Here is an 18385-nt window from a genome sequence, read left to right as displayed (position 1 = left end):
ACAATGAGTATTTGGATTGTAACAACTGGTAATAGTGATGTGCAGCTAAAACCTAATTATAACTCTAATAAATGGCAGAAACTTTATAGAGAAGTTAGAAGCGAATTCTCTGATCATTTGTTTGAACCATATAGATTAAAAAATGCTCCTGCTAATGAACCTTATACTGTTCCTGCAAGGGTTATGGGTATGGTTTATAGTCCTCAATTAGATGATGAAATTTTTAAGGATTTACACTTTCCTTTGTTAGATACTTTTATTAATGGGTTAACTGGTAAAAATCAACCTGATAAAATAATTGTGATTTTAACTAATCAGGAAAATGTTTTTTCTGATGAAGATAAAACAAACAATAAATGTCCTTATTGGCAAGATACTTATACACTCAAGCCAATTCTAGAGAAATATTTTGAGAAAAAGTTCCCTCGACTGAAATCAAATCACGATATTAAATATTTAGAATTAAAGCCTAATTCTAAAGAAGAAGGTCTTGATAATTGGGATAAATGCTTAATCTTGGTTAACAATTTATTTTACCAAGAAATGGCTGACTTAGAAATTAGAGAATATACAAAGATTTTTGTCAGTCATCAAGCAGGTACTCCGGCTATTTCTTCAGCAGTTCAGTTCAGCAGTTTAGCAAAATTTGAAAAGCAAGTACAATTTTTAGTAAGTAATGAGTACGAACCAGGAAATCCTATCTCTATTCCCAGTTCCAATTACTTGAAAGGTATTAAATTGCAAGAAGCAAAGGAATTATTAAAACGATATGATTACTCTGGTGTTGATAAAATATTAACTGAAGTTTGGAAGCAAAAACAAGAATTATTAAATGTTCAAGAACAAAAAATTAAAGATTTATTAGCAATGGCTATTCAATGGAATAATGCTAATTTTAATGATTTTGGAAAAGCCAGAAGTAAAATAGATAAAAATGCTGAGGAACAGACTAAAAAAAGGTGGTGGACAAGTTATGAAGCTGCTTATTTAGCGGTTATAAGACTGAGGCAAGGTAATAATTTAGAAGCTTTGTTTCATAGTTTCCGTGCTGTTGAAGGTTTGTTGAGAGATATGGAGGCAAGTAAATATGATCACAAAGGTATCCATGATTTAATTGAAACAGTTTTATCTGATTGGAAATTGAGTGAAGATATCAGAATTTTTAAAGACTACACATCCAAACAAAGAAATAATTTATTTCATAATTTGCTAGGATTACAACAAGAGGAAGTATTTCAAGCATGGAATACAAATAGTAACAAAGAATGGCAAAAGAGAGTTAGAAGATGCTTAGATTTTATAACTAAACAAGAATTTAACTCATTAGAAGAAGCCAGTCTCATGTCATGTGTCCATCAAGAACTAGACACAGCAATTAATAATTATGAATTGCAAACCTAGCATTAATTAACAATTTACTCATAATCTCTTTGTCTCATGATCATGATATCGCCAGATTTTCGACTACAATTAATAAATCAACTAATCAAGATCAACACTCAAATAATCAACCTGAACACTCAACTGATCAAACTAAACACCCAAATAATCAACTTGAACCGTCAATTAATGAAGCTCATAAAGCTTATGTAGAAAACGTGAAAACACCATTTTTGAAAGCATTAAAGTTATTTGCACTTTCCCCAGAACAACCTATAGAAAATCAATTGGAGGAAAAATTGCAACAATTAGCAAATTCAATTAACTAATCTACAAATGTAAGAATTCAGGAGTCAGGAGTCAGGAGGATATGACAGGTTTTTGTATTAGTTTTGATTTTTTCCGAGGGTCAGCCCAACAAGACTCAAATGCTGATTCTTTCGTTGTGAACTTCGGTCTGTCTCTGTGTAAGGGTTTCAGGCGTTTTAGTTGGTGGTTTTTGGCTGAAAATTGTCCTGTTTTCAGTGACCTATGGCTAACGCCACGCTTCGCTATCGGAAATCGCCTCTAGACACTAGGCACAGCAAGGGTTTATACTAGAGGGGTCGCTTCCTTTATAGGAAGTGGAATTAATGGAAACGGTAGATCCTCGAAGTTTGTTGTATTGAAAACCCAATGCCAGTCGCTTCCTTTATGGGAAGTGGAATTAATGGAAACGGCTTGATGTAGAAGATGCGGGTAAATGTATTGTGTACGGCGATTGAAGTCGCTTCCTTTATGGGAAGTGGAATTAATGAAAACAATAACTCTGTAAAGTTGTCAATTTGCCCATCAATAGGGTCGCTTCCTTTATAGGGAGCGGAATTAATGGAAACGCACCAAGTATAGCCTCACGGTTGAAGAAAAAGTTCAGGTCGCTTCCTTTATAGGAAGTGGAATTAATGGAAACCCGTAACGTCCAACCAATCGGTGTAGTTTAATGGTTCTGAGTCGCTTCCTTTATAGGAAGTGGAATTAATGGAAACGGGAATTGTGCGAAGTGTTCGTTAGGCATCGACTCAGCTAATTGTCGCTTCCTTTATAGGAAGTGGAATTAATGGAAACATGAAAAAATCGGGGATCTTTAACCTTACCTAGATCCCCGAATTTTATATTTAATTAGTTAATTAACAGCAAAATTATCCTCAGAAAACGGGGATATTTAAACAGAATCTTCACACTTTGCTACTGACAACATAGTTTGTAAAACAGAATCAGGATTTAAACTAATACTATCAATTCCCTCCTCTACCAAAAACTGCACAAATTCCGGGTAGTCACTAGGTGCTTGTCCACAAATGCCGATTTTACGATTGTGTTTTTTCGCTCCCGCAATGGCCATTTTCACCATTTGTTTCACACCTTGGCTGCGTTCATCAAACAAATGCGCTACCAAAGCCGAATCTCTATCTATCCCCAAAGTTAGCTGAGTCAAATCATTAGAACCGATAGAAAAACCATCAAATATCTGAGCAAATTCTTCCGCTAAAATCACATTACTTGGTAACTCACACATCACGTAAACTTGCAAATTATTCACACCTTGCTGTAAACCATTTTTTGCCATTTCTGCTAATACTAAACGTCCCTCATGGGGAGTACGACAAAAAGGAATCATGGGAATAACATTCACTAAACCCATATCTTCCCGTACCCGCTTAATGGCATAACATTCTAAAGCAAAAGCAGCTTGATAACCCGGATCATAATAACGCGAAGCACCTCTCCAACCTAACATGGGGTTTTCTTCGTTAGGTTCAAATTGTTTACCACCTAATAAATTGGCATATTCATTACTTTTGAAATCTGACATTCGCACAATCACAGGTTTCGGATAAAATGCAGCCGCTATTCTGCCAATACCTTGGGCTAATTTATCTACAAAATATTGAGATTTATCATCATAAATTGCCGTAATTTCGCCAATTTTGTTTTTGACAAACTTATCTTCTAACAAATCAAAATGAATCAATGCCATCGGGTGAATTTGAATTTGATTAGCAATGATAAATTCTGTTCTCGCTAAACCCACACCATCATTAGGAATAGCAGATAAACTCAAAGCTTCTTGAGGATTACCCACATTCATTAAAATTTTAGTCCGAGTCCGGGGTAAATTATCTAAAGCAACTTCCTGTAATTCAAAAGGTAATAAACCCGGATAAACTTTACCTTCTTCCCCTTCCGCACAAGAAACAGTTACCAGTTGTCCAGTTGTTAATATTTCTGTAGCATTACCACAGCCAACAATTGCAGGAACACCTAATTCTCTAGCAATAATTGCGGCGTGACAAGTTCTACCTCCAGAATTAGTAATAATTGCACTAGCACGTTTCATAATTGGTTCCCAATCAGGATCAGTCCTCTCTGTGACTAACACTTCTCCCGGTTGAAATTGGTCAATTTTACTAGCATCTAAAATCAAATGTACTTCACCTTGACTAATAGCTGAACCTACTGCCCGACCAGTTATAAGTGGTTGTTCTGTCTGCTTTCCATCTCCACCCAGTAAACGATAATTCCGCAGGACATTACCTTGTCTTTGTGATTGTACTGTTTCTGGTCTAGCTTGAACAATAAATAATTGATTGGTAATGCCATCTTTTGCCCATTCGATATCCATTGGGCTGTAATTATTGTGAACTTGAGAATAATGGTCTTCTATTAAACAAGCCCATTTTGCTAATTGAATAATCTCATCATCAGTAATTGCAAATTTAACTTGTTCACCTTGAGTAACTGGAATATTTTTTGTGAAGCGAGAACCGTCATCATAAACCATTTTGAGTTTTTTACTACCCAATCTTTTATCAATAATTGGGCGAAAACCTGTTTTTAAAGTTGGTTTAAACACATAATATTCATCTGGGTTAACTGTTCCTTGAACTACGTTTTCTCCTAAACCATAAGCAGCAGTAATTAAGGCTGCATCTTTAAATCCTGTTTCTGTGTCAATGGAAAACATCACACCGGAAGCTGCTAAATCAGAACGCACCATTTTCTGCACACCGACAGCCAAAGCAATGCTAAAATGATCAAAGCCTTTAGTATGACGATAGGAAATTGCGCGGTCTGTAAATAGGGAAGCAAAGCATTTATGACAAGCTGCTAAAACACTTTCAACTCCCACAATGTTGAGATAACTTTCCTGTTGTCCTGCAAAACTCGCATCGGGTAAATCTTCAGCAGTCGCACTAGAACGAACCGCAACATCTGTATCTGCATTGTATTTTTGACAAAGAATTTGGTATGCTGAGGCGATCGCATCTCGCAGATCTTTGGGGAATGGTGTGTGCATTAATAATGATCTGGCTTTTTTCCCCCGCACTTGCAGATTTTTCACATCTTCTACATCCAAATCTGCAAACAGTTCTCGCAGTTTGCTTTCTAACCCAGCAGATTCTAAGAAATAACGATAAGCATAAGCCGTAGTAGCAAATCCTGTCGGCACATTGACACCTTTGGGTGTTAACTGCTGAATCATCTCCCCCAAAGAAGCATTCTTCCCACCGACTAAGGGAATATCAGCAATACCAACTTCATCAAACCAGAGGAGGAGTGAGCTATCTTTGTCAGATTGAGATACAGTGTTTCTAGATACTGTAGCCATCAGTATTACCTCTTATTTAGATGCTCTAGTTGCCCGTATGTTATACCATTTCTCGTCATCCCCCTTTTTAAGGGGAGTTGGTACAACTGCTAAGAAATTTTGCCTATATTTAATTGTAGATTTGTCATTCTAGGTTATGGCAGTAAAAATAAAATACTAGTCAAAAAAAATTAACAATTATTCGAGATAATAAATAACTGTACATGAAATATTTACTAGATGCACCATGTCACAATTAGAACGTCTTTTGAAAATGGCCGAAGATGAGCTAACTGAATACAGCACTGATGCCCGGAAGATGGAAAAACTACGCCGGAAGATCAGTTTATCCCTATCATTAGCAGAACAGAGGCAAATCAAGGCAGAATTATTAGCTACAATGCAATCTAGCAAAATTGCGGAAATAGTCGAGGAACAAAGACAAGCAGCAGCCTTGCCATTCTGGGGTATTGCGGGCTTGGGTTTGTTATTGGGAATTTCTCTCAATCAACCCATCGGTTTGTTAGCCGCCATAGTTGGAACTGTTGCAGCCTTTAGAATTCAGAAATGGGGTTGGCAGTTACAAGCAACTCGTCTCTTATTACACACATTAGAAGATATTGAAACGCGTATTACTCAACCAAACAAGTAATTCTCTCTATAAAATCTATACAAGGTTGCTGACCTTGCTAAACTAACAATTGTTACCGTTCAAGATCGGTTATTACTAAAAACCATTGATGGAGAGGATGGAGATAAATATTATGACAAAGTATGATAAAATATTCAAATCCCAAAAAATTTCCGAAGAATCACTGAGTCCAGAAGAAGCGGTAGCAGCCATAGCTGTCATTACCGCAATAGTTGATTCTTCCGTTGAAGACTTAGATACTGAAAGTTTAGCGGATATTCTCTGGGAATTTGAGGTTTTTGACGAATACTCAGAAGAGGAAATGCTAGAAACAGTTGATCGACTAGTAGCGATCGTAGAAGATGAAGGACTAGGTGCATTATTTAATACCGCCCACGCCAGCCTGACTGATGAGATAGTATTAGATGCCTTTGCTGCGGGGGTGATCATGCTTTTAGACGACGAAACATTGACTATCCCCAAACAAAAACAGCCTTACATTAAACAATTACAGCAAGCCTTAGAATTAGAAGATATAGAAGCTGAAGAAATTATCAAAGAGGTAATAGCTGCCATAGAAGAAGCAGAACAAGCAGAAGAATATGCAGATACAGAACAGGACGCAGTAATATTAGATGAATTTGGCCAACAAATATATCAATCACCCTTGGGTAATTTTATCGTTCCCATCCCAGTTACCACAGAACAGGGAGGAAAAATTCAAAGTCAAGAAGGAATAGTTGGCTTTTCTGATGATGTTGGTACTTTACTTAGAATTGATTATTATCCTCTCCCTCCAGAATATTTAGAAACAATGGAGTCTCAAGGACAGGAAACATATCTCCACTCCATTCTGATCGAGAAATATCTACCACAAGCCATTTTTGCCCATGTCGAAGGTGCAGAAATAAAGTACACAGAATATCTGCAAGATACCTTAAAGGGCTACTACTATGTATTAGTTGATATGCCTAAAGGTTCAACAATTTCCAAGCAAGAAAATAACGGCAATGCTATCAGATTAGATGCCTATCGGGGTTTATTAGCTTTTATCAATGGGGAATTTTTGTATATAGTTAGCAGTCAGCGTACCTTTTTTAGCGATGACATTCCTGGTTCTATTTTGGAAGAAGCTGAGGACATTAAGCAGAATATTTTAGAGTTTGTGGAGACGATGGAGTTTAGTTAACTCTTGATTTTTGCGGTGGTAATAAAGGGGTGATGTTTCAGAAACCAACCCCTATCCAAATATAAATCATATTATTTTCTCAGAATTTGCGTAAAGTAAATTGGAAAAGTCTTTATGCAGTGATATTGGCTATTTACCTCCAATCAAACGATTAAATTGAAGACCCTTCGGAGAGCTAATTTTTAGCATCCTTTCTGGACTGTCATGAGTAACCGTTTTTTCCCCACGCGTTGGTCTAATATCAATGTTGATATTTCTGATAGTGACGAAGCGATAAACATAACTGTCAAGGAATGTCGGTTGCTCCCAAAACTCTTTACCAATTTTCTGACAATAGGCTGCAAAACACTTTGCACCCTTAAGTTGCTCAATAATTTTCTTCTCTGTGGTTGTCTTTGTCTTGGCCTTCATCTCAATGCAGAGAATGACCTGTTGCGTATCAGTATCGGCGACTATGACAAAATCTGCACGCTTACACTCACCTTTTGAGCCAATAAACATATCTGGTGACTTAAATTTATCTGCCTTGATGATAATGACATCATTATTATGGGGCATTCCATGAATTGTTACGCAACAGTTGGGAAGATCAGGCTCTGTAAGCGTAACCAGATTTTTGCCGTTTTTCTCTTCTAATGGAACGGTAGCATCTTCCTTGATCATTTCTTTGAGGATAGCAATATCAGACATTAATCCTCACCCCAAACAATTGCTTCCTGAATCCGATTCATTGTTTCAATGGTTGTATCAAAACTGCGGGCTTCAATACCCAATTCTGGGCTGATGTCGGCTGGTATCAGAGTTTGTCCTTTAGTTCTTTTTGTCTTTCCCCCTACTGTTGTTCCTGTTATATATGCTTCTTCTGCAATGTAGACTTTGATTTTTTCAGAAGAAATCAGTTCTTCTTGACGATATCCTTCTTGTTCCGCAATTCGCTTGAGATGAGGTTTATCATGATTGAGCATGATCAGCGTATTCAGTTCTTTAATAATGTAATCACTGTGGGTAGTGATAAAAACTTTAATACCCAAGTTAACCAGTCGAGCAAAAAGTCGCGCAACTCGACGCTGATTTTCAGGGTGTAGGTTCAGTTCAGGTTCGTCTACCATCAGTAAATCACCAGACTGGGCTTCGTGTTTCAAGTAAAAGCCAATGTCTAGTAAAGAACGCACAGCACTAGAACTTTCATCCATAGAAAGCTTAACCCGTTTCCCCTTCGGCTGATAATAAAGCTCATCGTTGCGGGTAACGGTGTACTCGCCACCGATAATATCAGCAAAATCTACTAGTACATCAGGATATTTATCAGCAATGAAACTATTTTTTTTGACAATAGTTTCAAGTCGCCGGATAAAATCCACATTCGTCTTTATCGGCAGTGCATAATCTCCATAATCTTTAAGTAGAAGTTCCGTTCGATCCATATTTTGTCCAGCTTGACCTATTTCTTCCAATAAGCGATTGCGGTCGAAATTCAAGTCTTTACGAAAAATGGCCGCACCGGTTCGTTCGCTACTGGCGATAAAAGGACGAGGAAAAAGCTGAACAAAAATGATATTTTTTAGTGCATCAGTAATTAAACGCTCAAGGATAAGAGTGGGGATTTTTACCTTATCTTTCTCAACCAGCAAAGTGACAACTAATTCTGCACTTTCTTCACTTTTGGTAATCGAAAAAAGTGATACTTCGCCAGAGCCAATTTCCGAATCAAATCTCCTTGCTAAACGTATATTTTTCGTGTCCAGGATTACTTGAAATTCTGATTCCTTAAATCGTTCAGCCGATGCTGCAAAAATCTTTGGTAATTCCTGGGTATATGCCTGACAACCTTGAGTCACAATCTGCTCAACCTGATTAACATATTCTTGTATATCAAGACGAATTACACCGTCAGCAAGCAGTTGCTCAATCTTGTCGTCGTTCATTTTAATCGAAAACATCTTGCGCCAAGTATATAAAAAGCCGAACAGCGCATAAGTTGCGTAAGTTTTTCCAGTATTGTTGTAGCCACAAATAATCGTCAGGTCGCCAAGTGTGAATTCGGCTTGTTTTAATGCACCAAGATTTTTGACTTTAATTTTCATTGGCTTATAAATAATTTATCTACGTTGTTAAAAATGGGATTTCCAGCATTTTATTGCCTGAGAAGCAGAATTTTTATAGCTAATACCAATTTTATGTGAGACTGTACAGAAATCTTAAAATTTAATCCGTCGATAATTTTCATTCATAGGAACTTCTAGATTTAAACTGTGCATAAAAATAGACAAATCAATCTGATCATAAACTTGCAATTGCCAAAGATTATTATTTTGATCTTCCTGTTTATAATAATGCTCAATATAAGGTTCAGTTTGACTAACAAGCACATATTCACAAAAACTAGAAAGAGAGCGATATTTTCTGAATTTCTCTCCTCTATCATAACCCTCTGTAGAAGGAGAAAGAACTTCAATAATCAGTAAAGGATTGAGAATTTCATCGTTGCGATTATTATTGAATTCCGGTTCACCATTAATCACCAGAACATCTGCATAAGTTCCATGATTAAAATTAGGAATCCAAACTCGCAAATCACTATTGTAAAAGCGAAAATCAGTATCTCTGAGTAAAAATCCCAAGTAAATTAATATATTACTAGCTATCGCACTATGAACTTCTGAACCTCCAGGCATAATAATAATTTCTCCATTACAATATTCATGACGTTCTTGGGCGATTTCCTCCATCGCTCGATACTCATCTGGAGTGAAATCAGTTTTTGTGACCTCTTTTCCAAGGTTTGGCGGGTTGGTTTGTGAAATAACCACAATCACACCTCCTAATAATGATTAAACCTAAAACGATTATGACTTAAATGGAAAAAATCAACCCAAGAGAAAGGAAATATCCAATCCAAAAAAAGCCAATATCATCAATATTATTACGTCAAAATAGCTCCACCCATTAACCGCGCATACCTATACTGCAACTCATCCTTCATCAACGGCCAACGCGCCAAACTTACATCCATATCAATCACCTTTTCTGCTGCTTGTCGCGCTAACAGCAAAACATCCTCATCTTCCACCAAACTAGCTAAAGTAAAATCCGCTACCCCTGATTGACGAGTTCCCATCACTTCCCCAGGGCCACGAAAACGCATATCCATTTCCGAGATAAAAAACCCATCCTGGGACTGTTCCAACACCTTTAACCGTTGTTGAGCATCCGCACTTCTCGAACTACTCATCAATAAACAATAAGACTGCGCCGCACCCCGACCCACACGCCCCCGTAATTGATGCAACTGCGATAAACCAAATCTTTCCGCGTGTTCAATTAGCATCACCGTGGCATTTGGCACGTCTACACCCACTTCAACCACAGTAGTAGAAACTAATATCTGCGTTTCATTATCCCGAAATTTGGTAATTGCTTCATCTTTCTCCGCTGAAGTCATACGTCCATGCAATAACCCAACTTGAAAATCAGGAAAAACGCTTTCTTGTAATTTTTGATGTTCATCTACAGCCGATCGCAAATCCAACTTTTCTGATTCTTCCACCAATGGTAAAACCACGTATATTTGTCTACCTTGGGCAACTTCTCGGCGCATTAAATCATAAGCTTGGGGTCGTTGCTGACCAGTTAACAAAGTGGTTTTAATTTGTTGTCTTCCTGGGGGTAATTCATCAATTTGACTAACATCTAAATCCCCATGTACTGTTAATGCTAAAGTTCGAGGGATAGGAGTTGCAGTCATGGTTAAAACATGGGGCTGTTCGCCTTTCTGCTGTAACTTCGCTCTTTGTTCTACCCCAAAACGATGCTGTTCATCAATGACAACTAAACCCAAACTTTGAAAATTTACTTTATCTTGAATTAAGGCGTGAGTTCCAACCAACAAAGGTAATTCACCTGTTTCTAACTGAGAATGAATTTCTCGCCTTTTGGCTATTTTTGTCGAACCTGTTAATAATTCAACGGGCAAATGTAGCAAGTTAAACCAACTAACTAACTTCCTATAATGTTGTTCTGCTAATACTTCAGTCGGAGCCATCAAAGCAGCTTGATAACCGGATTGAATTGCGGCTAAAATCGCCACCACAGCCACCACAGTTTTACCTGAACCCACATCACCTTGAACTAACCGATTCATCGGTGTAGGTTTTTGTAAGTCGTTGAGAATATCGTTAATAACTCTTTGTTGAGCGCCAGTAAATTTAAAAGGGAGAATTTCGTTAAATTCTTCTAATAACTTTCCTTTCGGTGCAAGGACGGCGCTGGTTTGAATTTCCTTGGCTTTTTTCTGACGTTGCAATAAACCAACTTGCAAATAGAAAAATTCATCAAATACTAAACGACGACGCGCAGATTTTAAAGTATCACTATCTTTAGGAAAATGAATATTAGGAATTGCATCTTTCAATTCCATTAAATCATATTTTTTCCGCAACCCACTAGGTAAAGGATCTTTTAAATGCGCCGCCGCAGGTAAAGCCGCAATTACAGCTTGTCTGACCGTATTTGCCACCACTCCTTCAGTTAAAGCATAAATCGGCACAACGCGGCCAATGGTCAGCGAATCAATCGCATCTCCTGGATTTGCCAAAACTTCCAATTCTGGATTATCCAAAGTTAAACCATATTTCCCACCTTTCACCAACCCACAAGCCGCCAAAACACTACCCACAGCATAGCGGCGTTTTAAGCTTTCCTGCCAACCACGACTACTAAAACGCGCCCCAGCATAAAAACGACTAACTTTAATTTGCCCTGTATTATCTTTCAGCATCAATTCTAAAATTGATAACTTCTTATTTTTAGGGCTAGTAAAACAATTAATACGCTTTACTGTTGCTATGATTGTTACTGTTTCCCCTCCCTGCAATTCTTGAATATTGACTTGACGTGCATAATCAATATGATCACGAGGATAATAAAACAGCAAATCACGCACAGTCAATAAATCCAAACGTGCCAAATTTTCAGCTTTTTTAATGCCAATCTCTGGCAAATCACTCAGTTTTTGCTCAATTTTTGGAGCTAGTTTTTTACTCACTTCCGCAACAATTGGGGTTGTGAGATTTATAGTTTTACTGGGATATATTCTCCCCTTCTCCCCTTCTCCCTTGGTCTTTTCTTCACCCTCTTCTAGTTCTTGCTGCAATTGGTAAAGATATCTTCTGACTTCTGCTATTAAATGTTGTCTTGCTTCCACTTCCAGATTTGGATAACTGGCAAATTGCATAGCTATTCCATGCCAGCGTGAGCGTTCTTTTGGTGGCAAAGCTTGGGGGAATTTCCCAAAGGTCAAACTGAGAAATTCACTGAAGCGGTATTGCTTACCCACCAAATCTGTAAAGCCAGATTCGGCCTCTACTGCCAAAGCTTTATGCAATCTTATCCAATCGGGTGTTTCATTTGTCATTGGTCAAGGGAATAGGGAATAAAAAATAGGGAATAGGCAGAAGTTCTTTCATTTTGACTTTTGACTTTTGATTTTTGATTTCCGCGTAGCGGTGCTAATCCTCAAACCAACTAGCACGCCAGGCAGCTTCAGCTTCTGCAACTTTGAGTTCTCGCTGTTTTTTATGATATTCTCGTCCCAGCTTATTTAGCTGCAATAAAATATTGCGGATTTGCTTGCGCCCTGACAAGAGTGTGGTATCAGCAAATTCAATGTCTCCCAATCGCAAGTTAAGGGTCATCAGCTGTGTCAAGTTAGCATCTTCTGATTCCTGCTCATTACTTATTTCAATTACCAAGTTTAATAGGTTAGGAGGACCTGGTATCATCTCGGCTGAAGCTTCTGAGGCAGCCGCAGCCGCAGCCGCTAAAATCGGTTCTGGTAATTTTTTGGGTAAGATTCCAGCTTTTTGGATTAAAGAATTAGCATCATGAGATACTTTTTTGAGTGTATCCTGAATCCCTTCCTCTAAATCCTGATGCCATTGTGCCAGTTCCATCGGGTTGCAAGGATCTAAGTAATTTTGATTTTGGGTTTTCGATTGTGGTGAAGCAGCACCCGTATTGGTGGTTTCTGTCGTTTGCGTAGCGTTTCCGCAGGAATTTGGCGGACTGCTGTTTGCGAAGGGATTGGTTTCACTCTCGTCTATTTCCTCAGATTGCTCAATTTCCTCCGGTTGCTCGACTTCCTGATTTTTCCCACCCTGAATATAAACAAGCAGCTGTTGTGCGCCTTTTTGACCTAATTTGCGAATGCTTTGTTGCAATTGTTGCCGCTGATTCAGTGACAAGTTGAGAAATTTATCAGGATAGCCTTGAGTACAAAGGTGATAAACTGCCACAATTAACTGTTTTTGTAAAGCTTCTCCCAGGATAGTTAAATAATTGACATAATTGCTGTGGAGTTCTATGGCGATCGCTCTAATCGCCTGTTTTAGGGCTGTAATATCTCTTTCTATTCGCTCAATTGATCTGGCCATATCTTCCCCTTTTTCTCCACCTGAATTTTATTTTGATACAAATGTACAATTTGCAGTAAAAATAATCATCCAGATCATCTGGAGTTTTGGATTACTCCAATTGTATAGCAACGGACAAGACGGTTAGGACATCAACTGATGAAAAACTTAGACATCAAAAGACTTTTAGCCCTGTCACCTGTCACCTGCTATAACTGCCAATAAAATACAGGTCAGCAAAGTTTGCTAGACCTGTTATTTAACACTTATCAGTTATCAGTTATCAGTTTCATCTCTGGGAAAAATACCATAAAGTCTCAGAACTGTCTACTGTGTACTGATTGAAGATTGAAACTCCCACGGCTATAGGACTTGGGATTCTTGCTTCATAGGGATGCCAATGAATTTAGTGGTAGGCTTGATGCTCTTAGGACTTACGCAAGATTGAACTGAAAACCTGATTCCTGCGTAGGGGTAATTCATGAATTACCCCTACTTCCGTTCTGCTTTGCGTAAGTCCTGGCTCTAATAGCTGTAAGCTGATCAACCTGAAGAAAGCATAAGTCAAAAGTCTATAGTTAAAAACCTCTAGTTAATTAGAAATTTTTAACAATTGAACTAATGACTAATGACTAACAACTAAATTACTTAGCGCCCATTTGAGCAGCTACTTCTTCAGCAAAGCTAATTTCTTGCTTTTCAATGCCTTCACCTAGCACATAGCGCACAAAGCGATGTACTTGGATCTCGTCGCCTACTTTAGACTTAACTTGCTTCACCAAGTCTTCTACAGAGATGCTTTGGTCGCGGATGTAAGGTTGATCCAGCAAAGTCATTTCTTTGAGGCGTTTGTCAATTCGTCCTTGAACAATCTTTTCTTTAATGTTCTCTGGTTTATTGCCCAAGTCATCCTTGCCCATTTCGATGTCTTTTTCTTTTTTGACAACTTCAGCAGGAATTTGGTCTACACTGACATACTCGACATTGGGGCAAGCTGCTACTTGCATAGCTGCATTTTTAGCCAAGCTTTGAAACTCTTCTTTACCAGCAGATGCGTCAGTTTGGGCGCTCAATTGAACCAAAACACCAACTCGACCACCCGTATGAATGTAGCTGTCTACTACTCCTGGTGTGTTACCAAGCGCAAAATTGACAAAGCGCCGCACCTGAATATTTTCACCCAGGGTAGCAATAGTTTCTTTGATAAACTCATCTACAGTCACGCTGGCTTTTTCAATATAGGGTTGAGCCAGCAAAGACTCAACGCTATCAGCAGTTGTCGCTTGTTGTGCCAGATTCTTAACTAAAGATTTGAAAGCATCGTTACGGGCAACAAAATCTGTTTGACAGTTAACTTCTATCAGTACACCCACCTTACCACCAGGCTGAATGTAGGTGTCTACTAGACCTTCTGCTGCGATGCGATCGCTTTTTTTACCCGCCGAAGCGATGCCTTTTTTACGTAGCCAGTCTATGGCTTCGTCAATATTGCCATCAGTTTCTTTCAGCGCCTTTTTGCAGTCCATCATGCCGGCACCAGTTTTTTGGCGTAGCTCTTGGACGAGTTTTGCAGATATTTCCGCCATGTTGCCTCAATTCCGTTCCATTTCAAGTTTCAATGCTCAATTACTTGGGTTGGTAATTGCCACGACAGGAGTTACAGGAGTTATGACTCTCAAGGTCAAGCATATTGCTTAACCCCTAGTAAATCCTTCCTTCTTATTATTCTTTATCTTCGTCGTCGGGAATGAACGAGTCAGCGTACTCAGTTTCATCGTAGTCGTAATCTTCCTCAGCGCCTTCGTAATCTTCGTAATCCCCTTCCGCTTCCAGCTGACCATGACGGCCTTCATAAATAGCATCTGCTAATTTGCCGACAATCAGCTTAATTGATCTGATTGCGTCATCATTCGCTGGGATGGGAATATCTACTACATCTGGATCACAGTTTGTATCCAGCATGGACACAATAGGAATACCCAATTTTTCGCATTCTTGAACGGCGTTATACTCCCGACGTTGGTCAACAATTATCACTACATCGGGGACTTTCCGCATATTTTTAATGCCGCCCAAGTATTTTTGCAGCTTCGACATTTCTCGTCGCAGCATAGACGCTTCTTTCTTAGGCAATAAATCCAGTGCGCCGTTTTCTTCCCGACGTTCTAAATCTTTCAGACGGTCTGCTCTGGTTTTGATGGTAGCCCAGTTGGTGAGCATTCCACCCAACCAACGTTGGTTAATGTAGTGAGAACCACAACGGGTAGCTTCTTGAGCAATAATCCCTGCTGCTTGGCGCTTTGTACCAACAAACAAGAATTTCTTCCCTTGCTCTGCTTGTGTCCGCATATAGTTGTAGGCATTATCCATCAACTGGGCAGTTTGCACCAAATCAATGATATGTACACCATTGCGGGAAGTGTAGATGTATGGAGACATCTTTGGGTTCCAACGTCGGGTTTGATGCCCAAAGTGAACACCTGACTCCATCATTTGAGCCAATGAAACGACTGGCATATTTTCTTACTCCTATTCGGGTTAAACCTCCACCCAGGTGCATTTCCCCGTGAGGAAACACCCGAATTCCCGGATGTGCGGATTTTAGACAACTATACTAGGGTAGCACAAATATGTTGATTTTTTAGGTCAAGCTGAACCTTTTCGTCACAAGTCAATTAATTTGGTTGCGTTTATAGCTGATCAAAAAGCGATCGCTTTCTGCTATTTATCCAGAATTTCAGCATAAGCCGCATAAACACCCTTGACATTATACCAATTCAAAAAAATCCGCGCAATTTCCAGCGCCAACTGCGGCTTACCAATATTAATCAACCATTGTAAAAAAGGAGCCATCGTTTTTTCATTCAACAACCCATTTAAAGATAAAATTCCCCACAATAAACGATGAAACCAAGTCATTTGAATCATCATTTTTACTTCCCATGTAGGATGTTTTTGATAAAATAAAACTCCCATCCTTCCGCGTTGAATTTCTTGATCAATTAACTTAGGAATTTGTTGTAACCTAAAAGCTGGATGCCAATGATAACCAACAGCTTCAGGACATTTAATTAATTGCAAACCCAAATTTTTTAATCTCACACCTAACTCTAAATCTTCCCAACCATAGAGTTGAAAACCAGTATCAAACAAACCAGCTTTTTCTAACCAATGTTTAGGAATAGCTACATTACCCGTAGCGAAAAAAGCAGCCGAAAAATCTGTGATTTTATAAGGTTCTGAAGTAGGATTTTCAAAATTACAAGTATTAATTACAGCCCCATAGGTAAAAAAGCGATCGCTCCCTAATTTCTCCTTTCCTTGTACCAAAGCTTCTGTATGAGCTTGCAAGAAATTAGACAAAACCACCAAATCACTATCAATAAAAATAATCGTGTCACCCTCGGCTTTTTCTACACCCAAATTTCGCGCAGCGGCAGGACCAGCATGATCCTGTTCAAAACACCGTACATGAGGAAACTCATCTTTATGTGACTCTAACCAGTTCAAAGTCCCATCAGTAGAACCATCATCTACCAAAACTACCTCATAACCTTGAACAAGGTGATCATCTCTCCATTGCTGTGACTCCAAAGCGCGGAGGCATTTTTGCAAAATCGGTAGGCGATTATAAGTGGGAATTACAACACTAAAAAACACAGTTTCACCTAAAATGCAATTATTTATAATATGACAAATACCGCCAGGTCACAGTTTCTTGATTTGGAATTGAGAATTTTTAATTAGATCCCTGTTGCATGATTAAAATATATACTGTGTAGTCAGATATAATAATGACTCATTGTTTGTTTTCCCAACTGGAGAAACTGATGGGTCGCGCCAAAAAGGTTGTCTTAGCATATTCTGGTGGAGTTGATACTTCTGTTTGCATACCCTACTTAAAAAAAGAATGGGGAGTTGAAGAGGTAATTACCCTAGCAGCAGATTTAGGTCAGGGAGATGAATTAGAACCAGTACGAGAAAAAGCTCTTAAATCTGGTGCAAGTGAATCCCTGGTAGCGGATGTCAAAGAGAGTTTCGTGACAGAGTACGCATTTCCCGCAATTCAAGCCAACGCACTCTATGAAAATCGCTATCCGCTGGGAACTGCATTAGCTAGACCTTTGATTGCTAAGGTATTAGTAGAAACAGCCGAAAAATACGGTGCTGATGCGATCGCTCACGGTTGCACAGGTAAAGGTAACGATCAAGTACGTTTTGATGTTTCCTGTACAGCCTTAAATCCCAACTTAAAGATTCTCGCACCAGCAAGAGAATGGGGAATGAGCCGAGAACAAACTATAGCTTATGGTGAGCAATTTGGCATTCCTACACCCGTGAAAAAGTCTTCTCCCTTCAGTATCGACAAAAACTTACTTGGTCGGAGTATTGAAGCTGGTGTGTTGGAAGATCCAGCAAATGAACCACCAGAAGAAATTTATGAAATGACCAAAGCTATAGCCGATACCCCTAACGAGCCAGAATATCTGGAAATTGGCTTCCAAAAAGGCATTCCTACCGCCATCAACGGTACATCCAAAAATCCGGTTGAGTTAATTGAACAACTCAATCAAATCGTAGGAAATCACGGTATTGGTCGGATTGACATGATTGAAAACCGCTTAGTAGGTATTAAATCACGGGAAATCTACGAATCACCCGCAATGGTAGTCCTAATTAACGCCCACCGCGATTTAGAAAGCCTGACTTTAACAGCAGATGTTACTCAATATAAACGGGGTATTGAAGAAACTTACACCAAACTCGTATACAACGGACTTTGGTATAGCCCACTCAAAGCCGCATTAGATGCCTTTATTCAACAAACACAAGAGAGAGTTTCTGGTGTTGTGCGGTTAAAACTTTTCAAAGGTAACGCCACTATAGTTGGCCGTTGGAGTGATAATTCCCTCTATACTCCCGACTTAGCCACCTACGGAGCAGAAGATCAATTTGATCACAAAGCCGCAGAAGGCTTTATCTATGTCTGGGGACTACCTACCCGCATTTGGGCGCAGACTAACAAGTAATTAGGTGACAGGGAATAGGGAATAGGGAATAGGGAATAGGGAATAGGGAATAGGTTTTTCTTCCCAGTCCCCAGTCCCCAGTCCCCAGTCCCCAGTCCCCAGTCCCCAGTCCCCAGT

The 18385-nt window shown here is 39.0% G+C and carries 14 protein-coding genes and 1 CRISPR repeat array; of the genes, 5 read left to right on the top strand and 9 right to left on the bottom strand.

Going from position 1 to position 18385, the window contains the following annotated elements:
* Positions 1 to 3 precede the first annotated feature (3 nt).
* Both H6G06_RS02605 and H6G06_RS02600 read left to right on the top strand, forming a co-directional pair.
* Entirely contained in the window at positions 4 to 1401 is a 1398-nt protein-coding gene (locus H6G06_RS02605) for a hypothetical protein (RefSeq protein WP_190556772.1), read from the top strand.
* Positions 1402 to 1430: 29 nt separating this feature from the next.
* Positions 1431 to 1709: a hypothetical protein gene (locus H6G06_RS02600; protein ID WP_190556770.1), complete on the top strand. Its 279-nt coding sequence runs from the start codon at positions 1431 to 1433 to the stop codon at positions 1707 to 1709.
* A 275-nt stretch (positions 1710 to 1984) separates the two neighbouring features.
* Positions 1985 to 2484: a CRISPR direct-repeat array (repeat unit 36 nt; unit sequence GTCGCTTCCTTTATAGGAAGTGGAATTAATGGAAAC).
* Between the two features lie 97 nt (positions 2485 to 2581).
* Here the strand turns inward: H6G06_RS02600 and ppsA are convergent.
* Positions 2582 to 5029 (bottom strand): phosphoenolpyruvate synthase, encoded by a 2448-nt coding sequence (ppsA, locus tag H6G06_RS02595; RefSeq protein ID WP_190556768.1) that lies wholly within the window; start codon positions 5027 to 5029, stop codon positions 2582 to 2584.
* Between the two features lie 226 nt (positions 5030 to 5255).
* Here ppsA and H6G06_RS02590 point away from each other — a divergent pair, with 226 nt between their 5' ends.
* Both H6G06_RS02590 and H6G06_RS02585 read left to right on the top strand, forming a co-directional pair.
* The gene (locus H6G06_RS02590) at positions 5256 to 5660 is read left to right on the top strand and encodes a hypothetical protein (protein ID WP_190556766.1); all 405 of its coding nucleotides are present in this window, start codon (positions 5256 to 5258) and stop codon (positions 5658 to 5660) included.
* Positions 5661 to 5772: 112 nt separating this feature from the next.
* Positions 5773 to 6828 (top strand): tellurite resistance TerB family protein, encoded by a 1056-nt coding sequence (locus H6G06_RS02585; RefSeq protein WP_190556764.1) that lies wholly within the window; start codon positions 5773 to 5775, stop codon positions 6826 to 6828.
* 129 nt (positions 6829 to 6957) lie between these two features.
* Here the strand turns inward: H6G06_RS02585 and H6G06_RS02580 are convergent, their stop codons facing one another.
* The 8 genes from H6G06_RS02580 to H6G06_RS02545 all read right to left on the bottom strand — a co-directional run bounded on the left by H6G06_RS02580 (position 6958) and on the right by H6G06_RS02545 (position 16898).
* Entirely contained in the window at positions 6958 to 7518 is a 561-nt protein-coding gene (locus H6G06_RS02580) for a hypothetical protein (RefSeq protein WP_190556762.1), read from the bottom strand.
* Positions 7518 to 8912, bottom strand: a complete 1395-nt coding sequence (locus tag H6G06_RS02575; RefSeq protein ID WP_190556760.1) for an AAA family ATPase — start codon at positions 8910 to 8912, stop codon at positions 7518 to 7520. The genes H6G06_RS02580 and H6G06_RS02575 overlap by 1 nt, the downstream gene beginning before the upstream one ends.
* Positions 8913 to 9026: 114 nt before the next feature.
* Positions 9027 to 9638 carry a Uma2 family endonuclease gene (locus H6G06_RS02570; protein WP_190556758.1) on the bottom strand — a complete coding sequence of 204 codons (612 nt, stop codon included), beginning with the start codon at positions 9636 to 9638 and terminating at the stop codon, positions 9027 to 9029.
* A gap of 113 nt (positions 9639 to 9751) precedes the next feature.
* Positions 9752 to 12241, bottom strand: a complete 2490-nt coding sequence (gene recG, locus H6G06_RS02565) for an ATP-dependent DNA helicase RecG (RefSeq protein WP_190556756.1) — start codon at positions 12239 to 12241, stop codon at positions 9752 to 9754.
* A gap of 94 nt (positions 12242 to 12335) precedes the next feature.
* Positions 12336 to 13259, bottom strand: coding sequence for a hypothetical protein (locus tag H6G06_RS02560; RefSeq protein ID WP_190556754.1), 924 nt, complete (start codon positions 13257 to 13259; stop codon positions 12336 to 12338).
* Between the two features lie 623 nt (positions 13260 to 13882).
* Positions 13883 to 14824, bottom strand: a complete 942-nt coding sequence (gene tsf, locus H6G06_RS02555) for a translation elongation factor Ts (RefSeq protein ID WP_190556752.1) — start codon at positions 14822 to 14824, stop codon at positions 13883 to 13885.
* Between the two features lie 136 nt (positions 14825 to 14960).
* The gene (gene rpsB, locus H6G06_RS02550; protein WP_190556750.1) at positions 14961 to 15755 is read right to left on the bottom strand and encodes a 30S ribosomal protein S2; all 795 of its coding nucleotides are present in this window, start codon (positions 15753 to 15755) and stop codon (positions 14961 to 14963) included.
* A 204-nt stretch (positions 15756 to 15959) separates the two neighbouring features.
* On the bottom strand, positions 15960 to 16898 hold the full coding sequence (locus H6G06_RS02545) for a glycosyltransferase family 2 protein (RefSeq protein ID WP_422387038.1): 939 nt from the start codon (positions 16896 to 16898) through the stop codon (positions 15960 to 15962).
* A 170-nt stretch (positions 16899 to 17068) separates the two neighbouring features.
* Here H6G06_RS02545 and H6G06_RS02540 point away from each other — a divergent pair, with 170 nt between their 5' ends.
* On the top strand, positions 17069 to 18268 hold the full coding sequence (locus H6G06_RS02540; protein WP_190556748.1) for an argininosuccinate synthase: 1200 nt from the start codon (positions 17069 to 17071) through the stop codon (positions 18266 to 18268).
* Positions 18269 to 18385 lie beyond the last annotated feature (117 nt).

This window comes from Anabaena sphaerica FACHB-251 (assembly GCF_014696825.1).
In the GTDB taxonomy this organism is placed as follows: domain Bacteria; phylum Cyanobacteriota; class Cyanobacteriia; order Cyanobacteriales; family Nostocaceae; genus RDYJ01.
The sequence above is the reverse complement of the archived record's forward strand: the minus strand, read 5'-3'. Positions and strand labels throughout refer to the sequence as shown.

Coding starts and splice junctions, on each gene's coding strand:
- rpsB (WP_190556750.1), bottom strand. CDS start 15,755: ATGCCAGTCGTTTCATTGGCTCAAATGATGGAGTCAGGTGTTCACTTT.
- H6G06_RS02590 (WP_190556766.1), top strand. CDS start 5,256: ATGTCACAATTAGAACGTCTTTTGAAAATGGCCGAAGATGAGCTAACT.
- tsf (WP_190556752.1), bottom strand. CDS start 14,824: ATGGCGGAAATATCTGCAAAACTCGTCCAAGAGCTACGCCAAAAAACT.
- recG (WP_190556756.1), bottom strand. CDS start 12,241: ATGACAAATGAAACACCCGATTGGATAAGATTGCATAAAGCTTTGGCA.
- H6G06_RS02580 (WP_190556762.1), bottom strand. CDS start 7,518: ATGTCTGATATTGCTATCCTCAAAGAAATGATCAAGGAAGATGCTACC.
- ppsA (WP_190556768.1), bottom strand. CDS start 5,029: ATGGCTACAGTATCTAGAAACACTGTATCTCAATCTGACAAAGATAGC.
- H6G06_RS02585 (WP_190556764.1), top strand. CDS start 5,773: ATGACAAAGTATGATAAAATATTCAAATCCCAAAAAATTTCCGAAGAA.
- H6G06_RS02605 (WP_190556772.1), top strand. CDS start 4: ATGAGTATTTGGATTGTAACAACTGGTAATAGTGATGTGCAGCTAAAA.
- H6G06_RS02540 (WP_190556748.1), top strand. CDS start 17,069: ATGGGTCGCGCCAAAAAGGTTGTCTTAGCATATTCTGGTGGAGTTGAT.
- H6G06_RS02560 (WP_190556754.1), bottom strand. CDS start 13,259: ATGGCCAGATCAATTGAGCGAATAGAAAGAGATATTACAGCCCTAAAA.
- H6G06_RS02575 (WP_190556760.1), bottom strand. CDS start 8,912: ATGAAAATTAAAGTCAAAAATCTTGGTGCATTAAAACAAGCCGAATTC.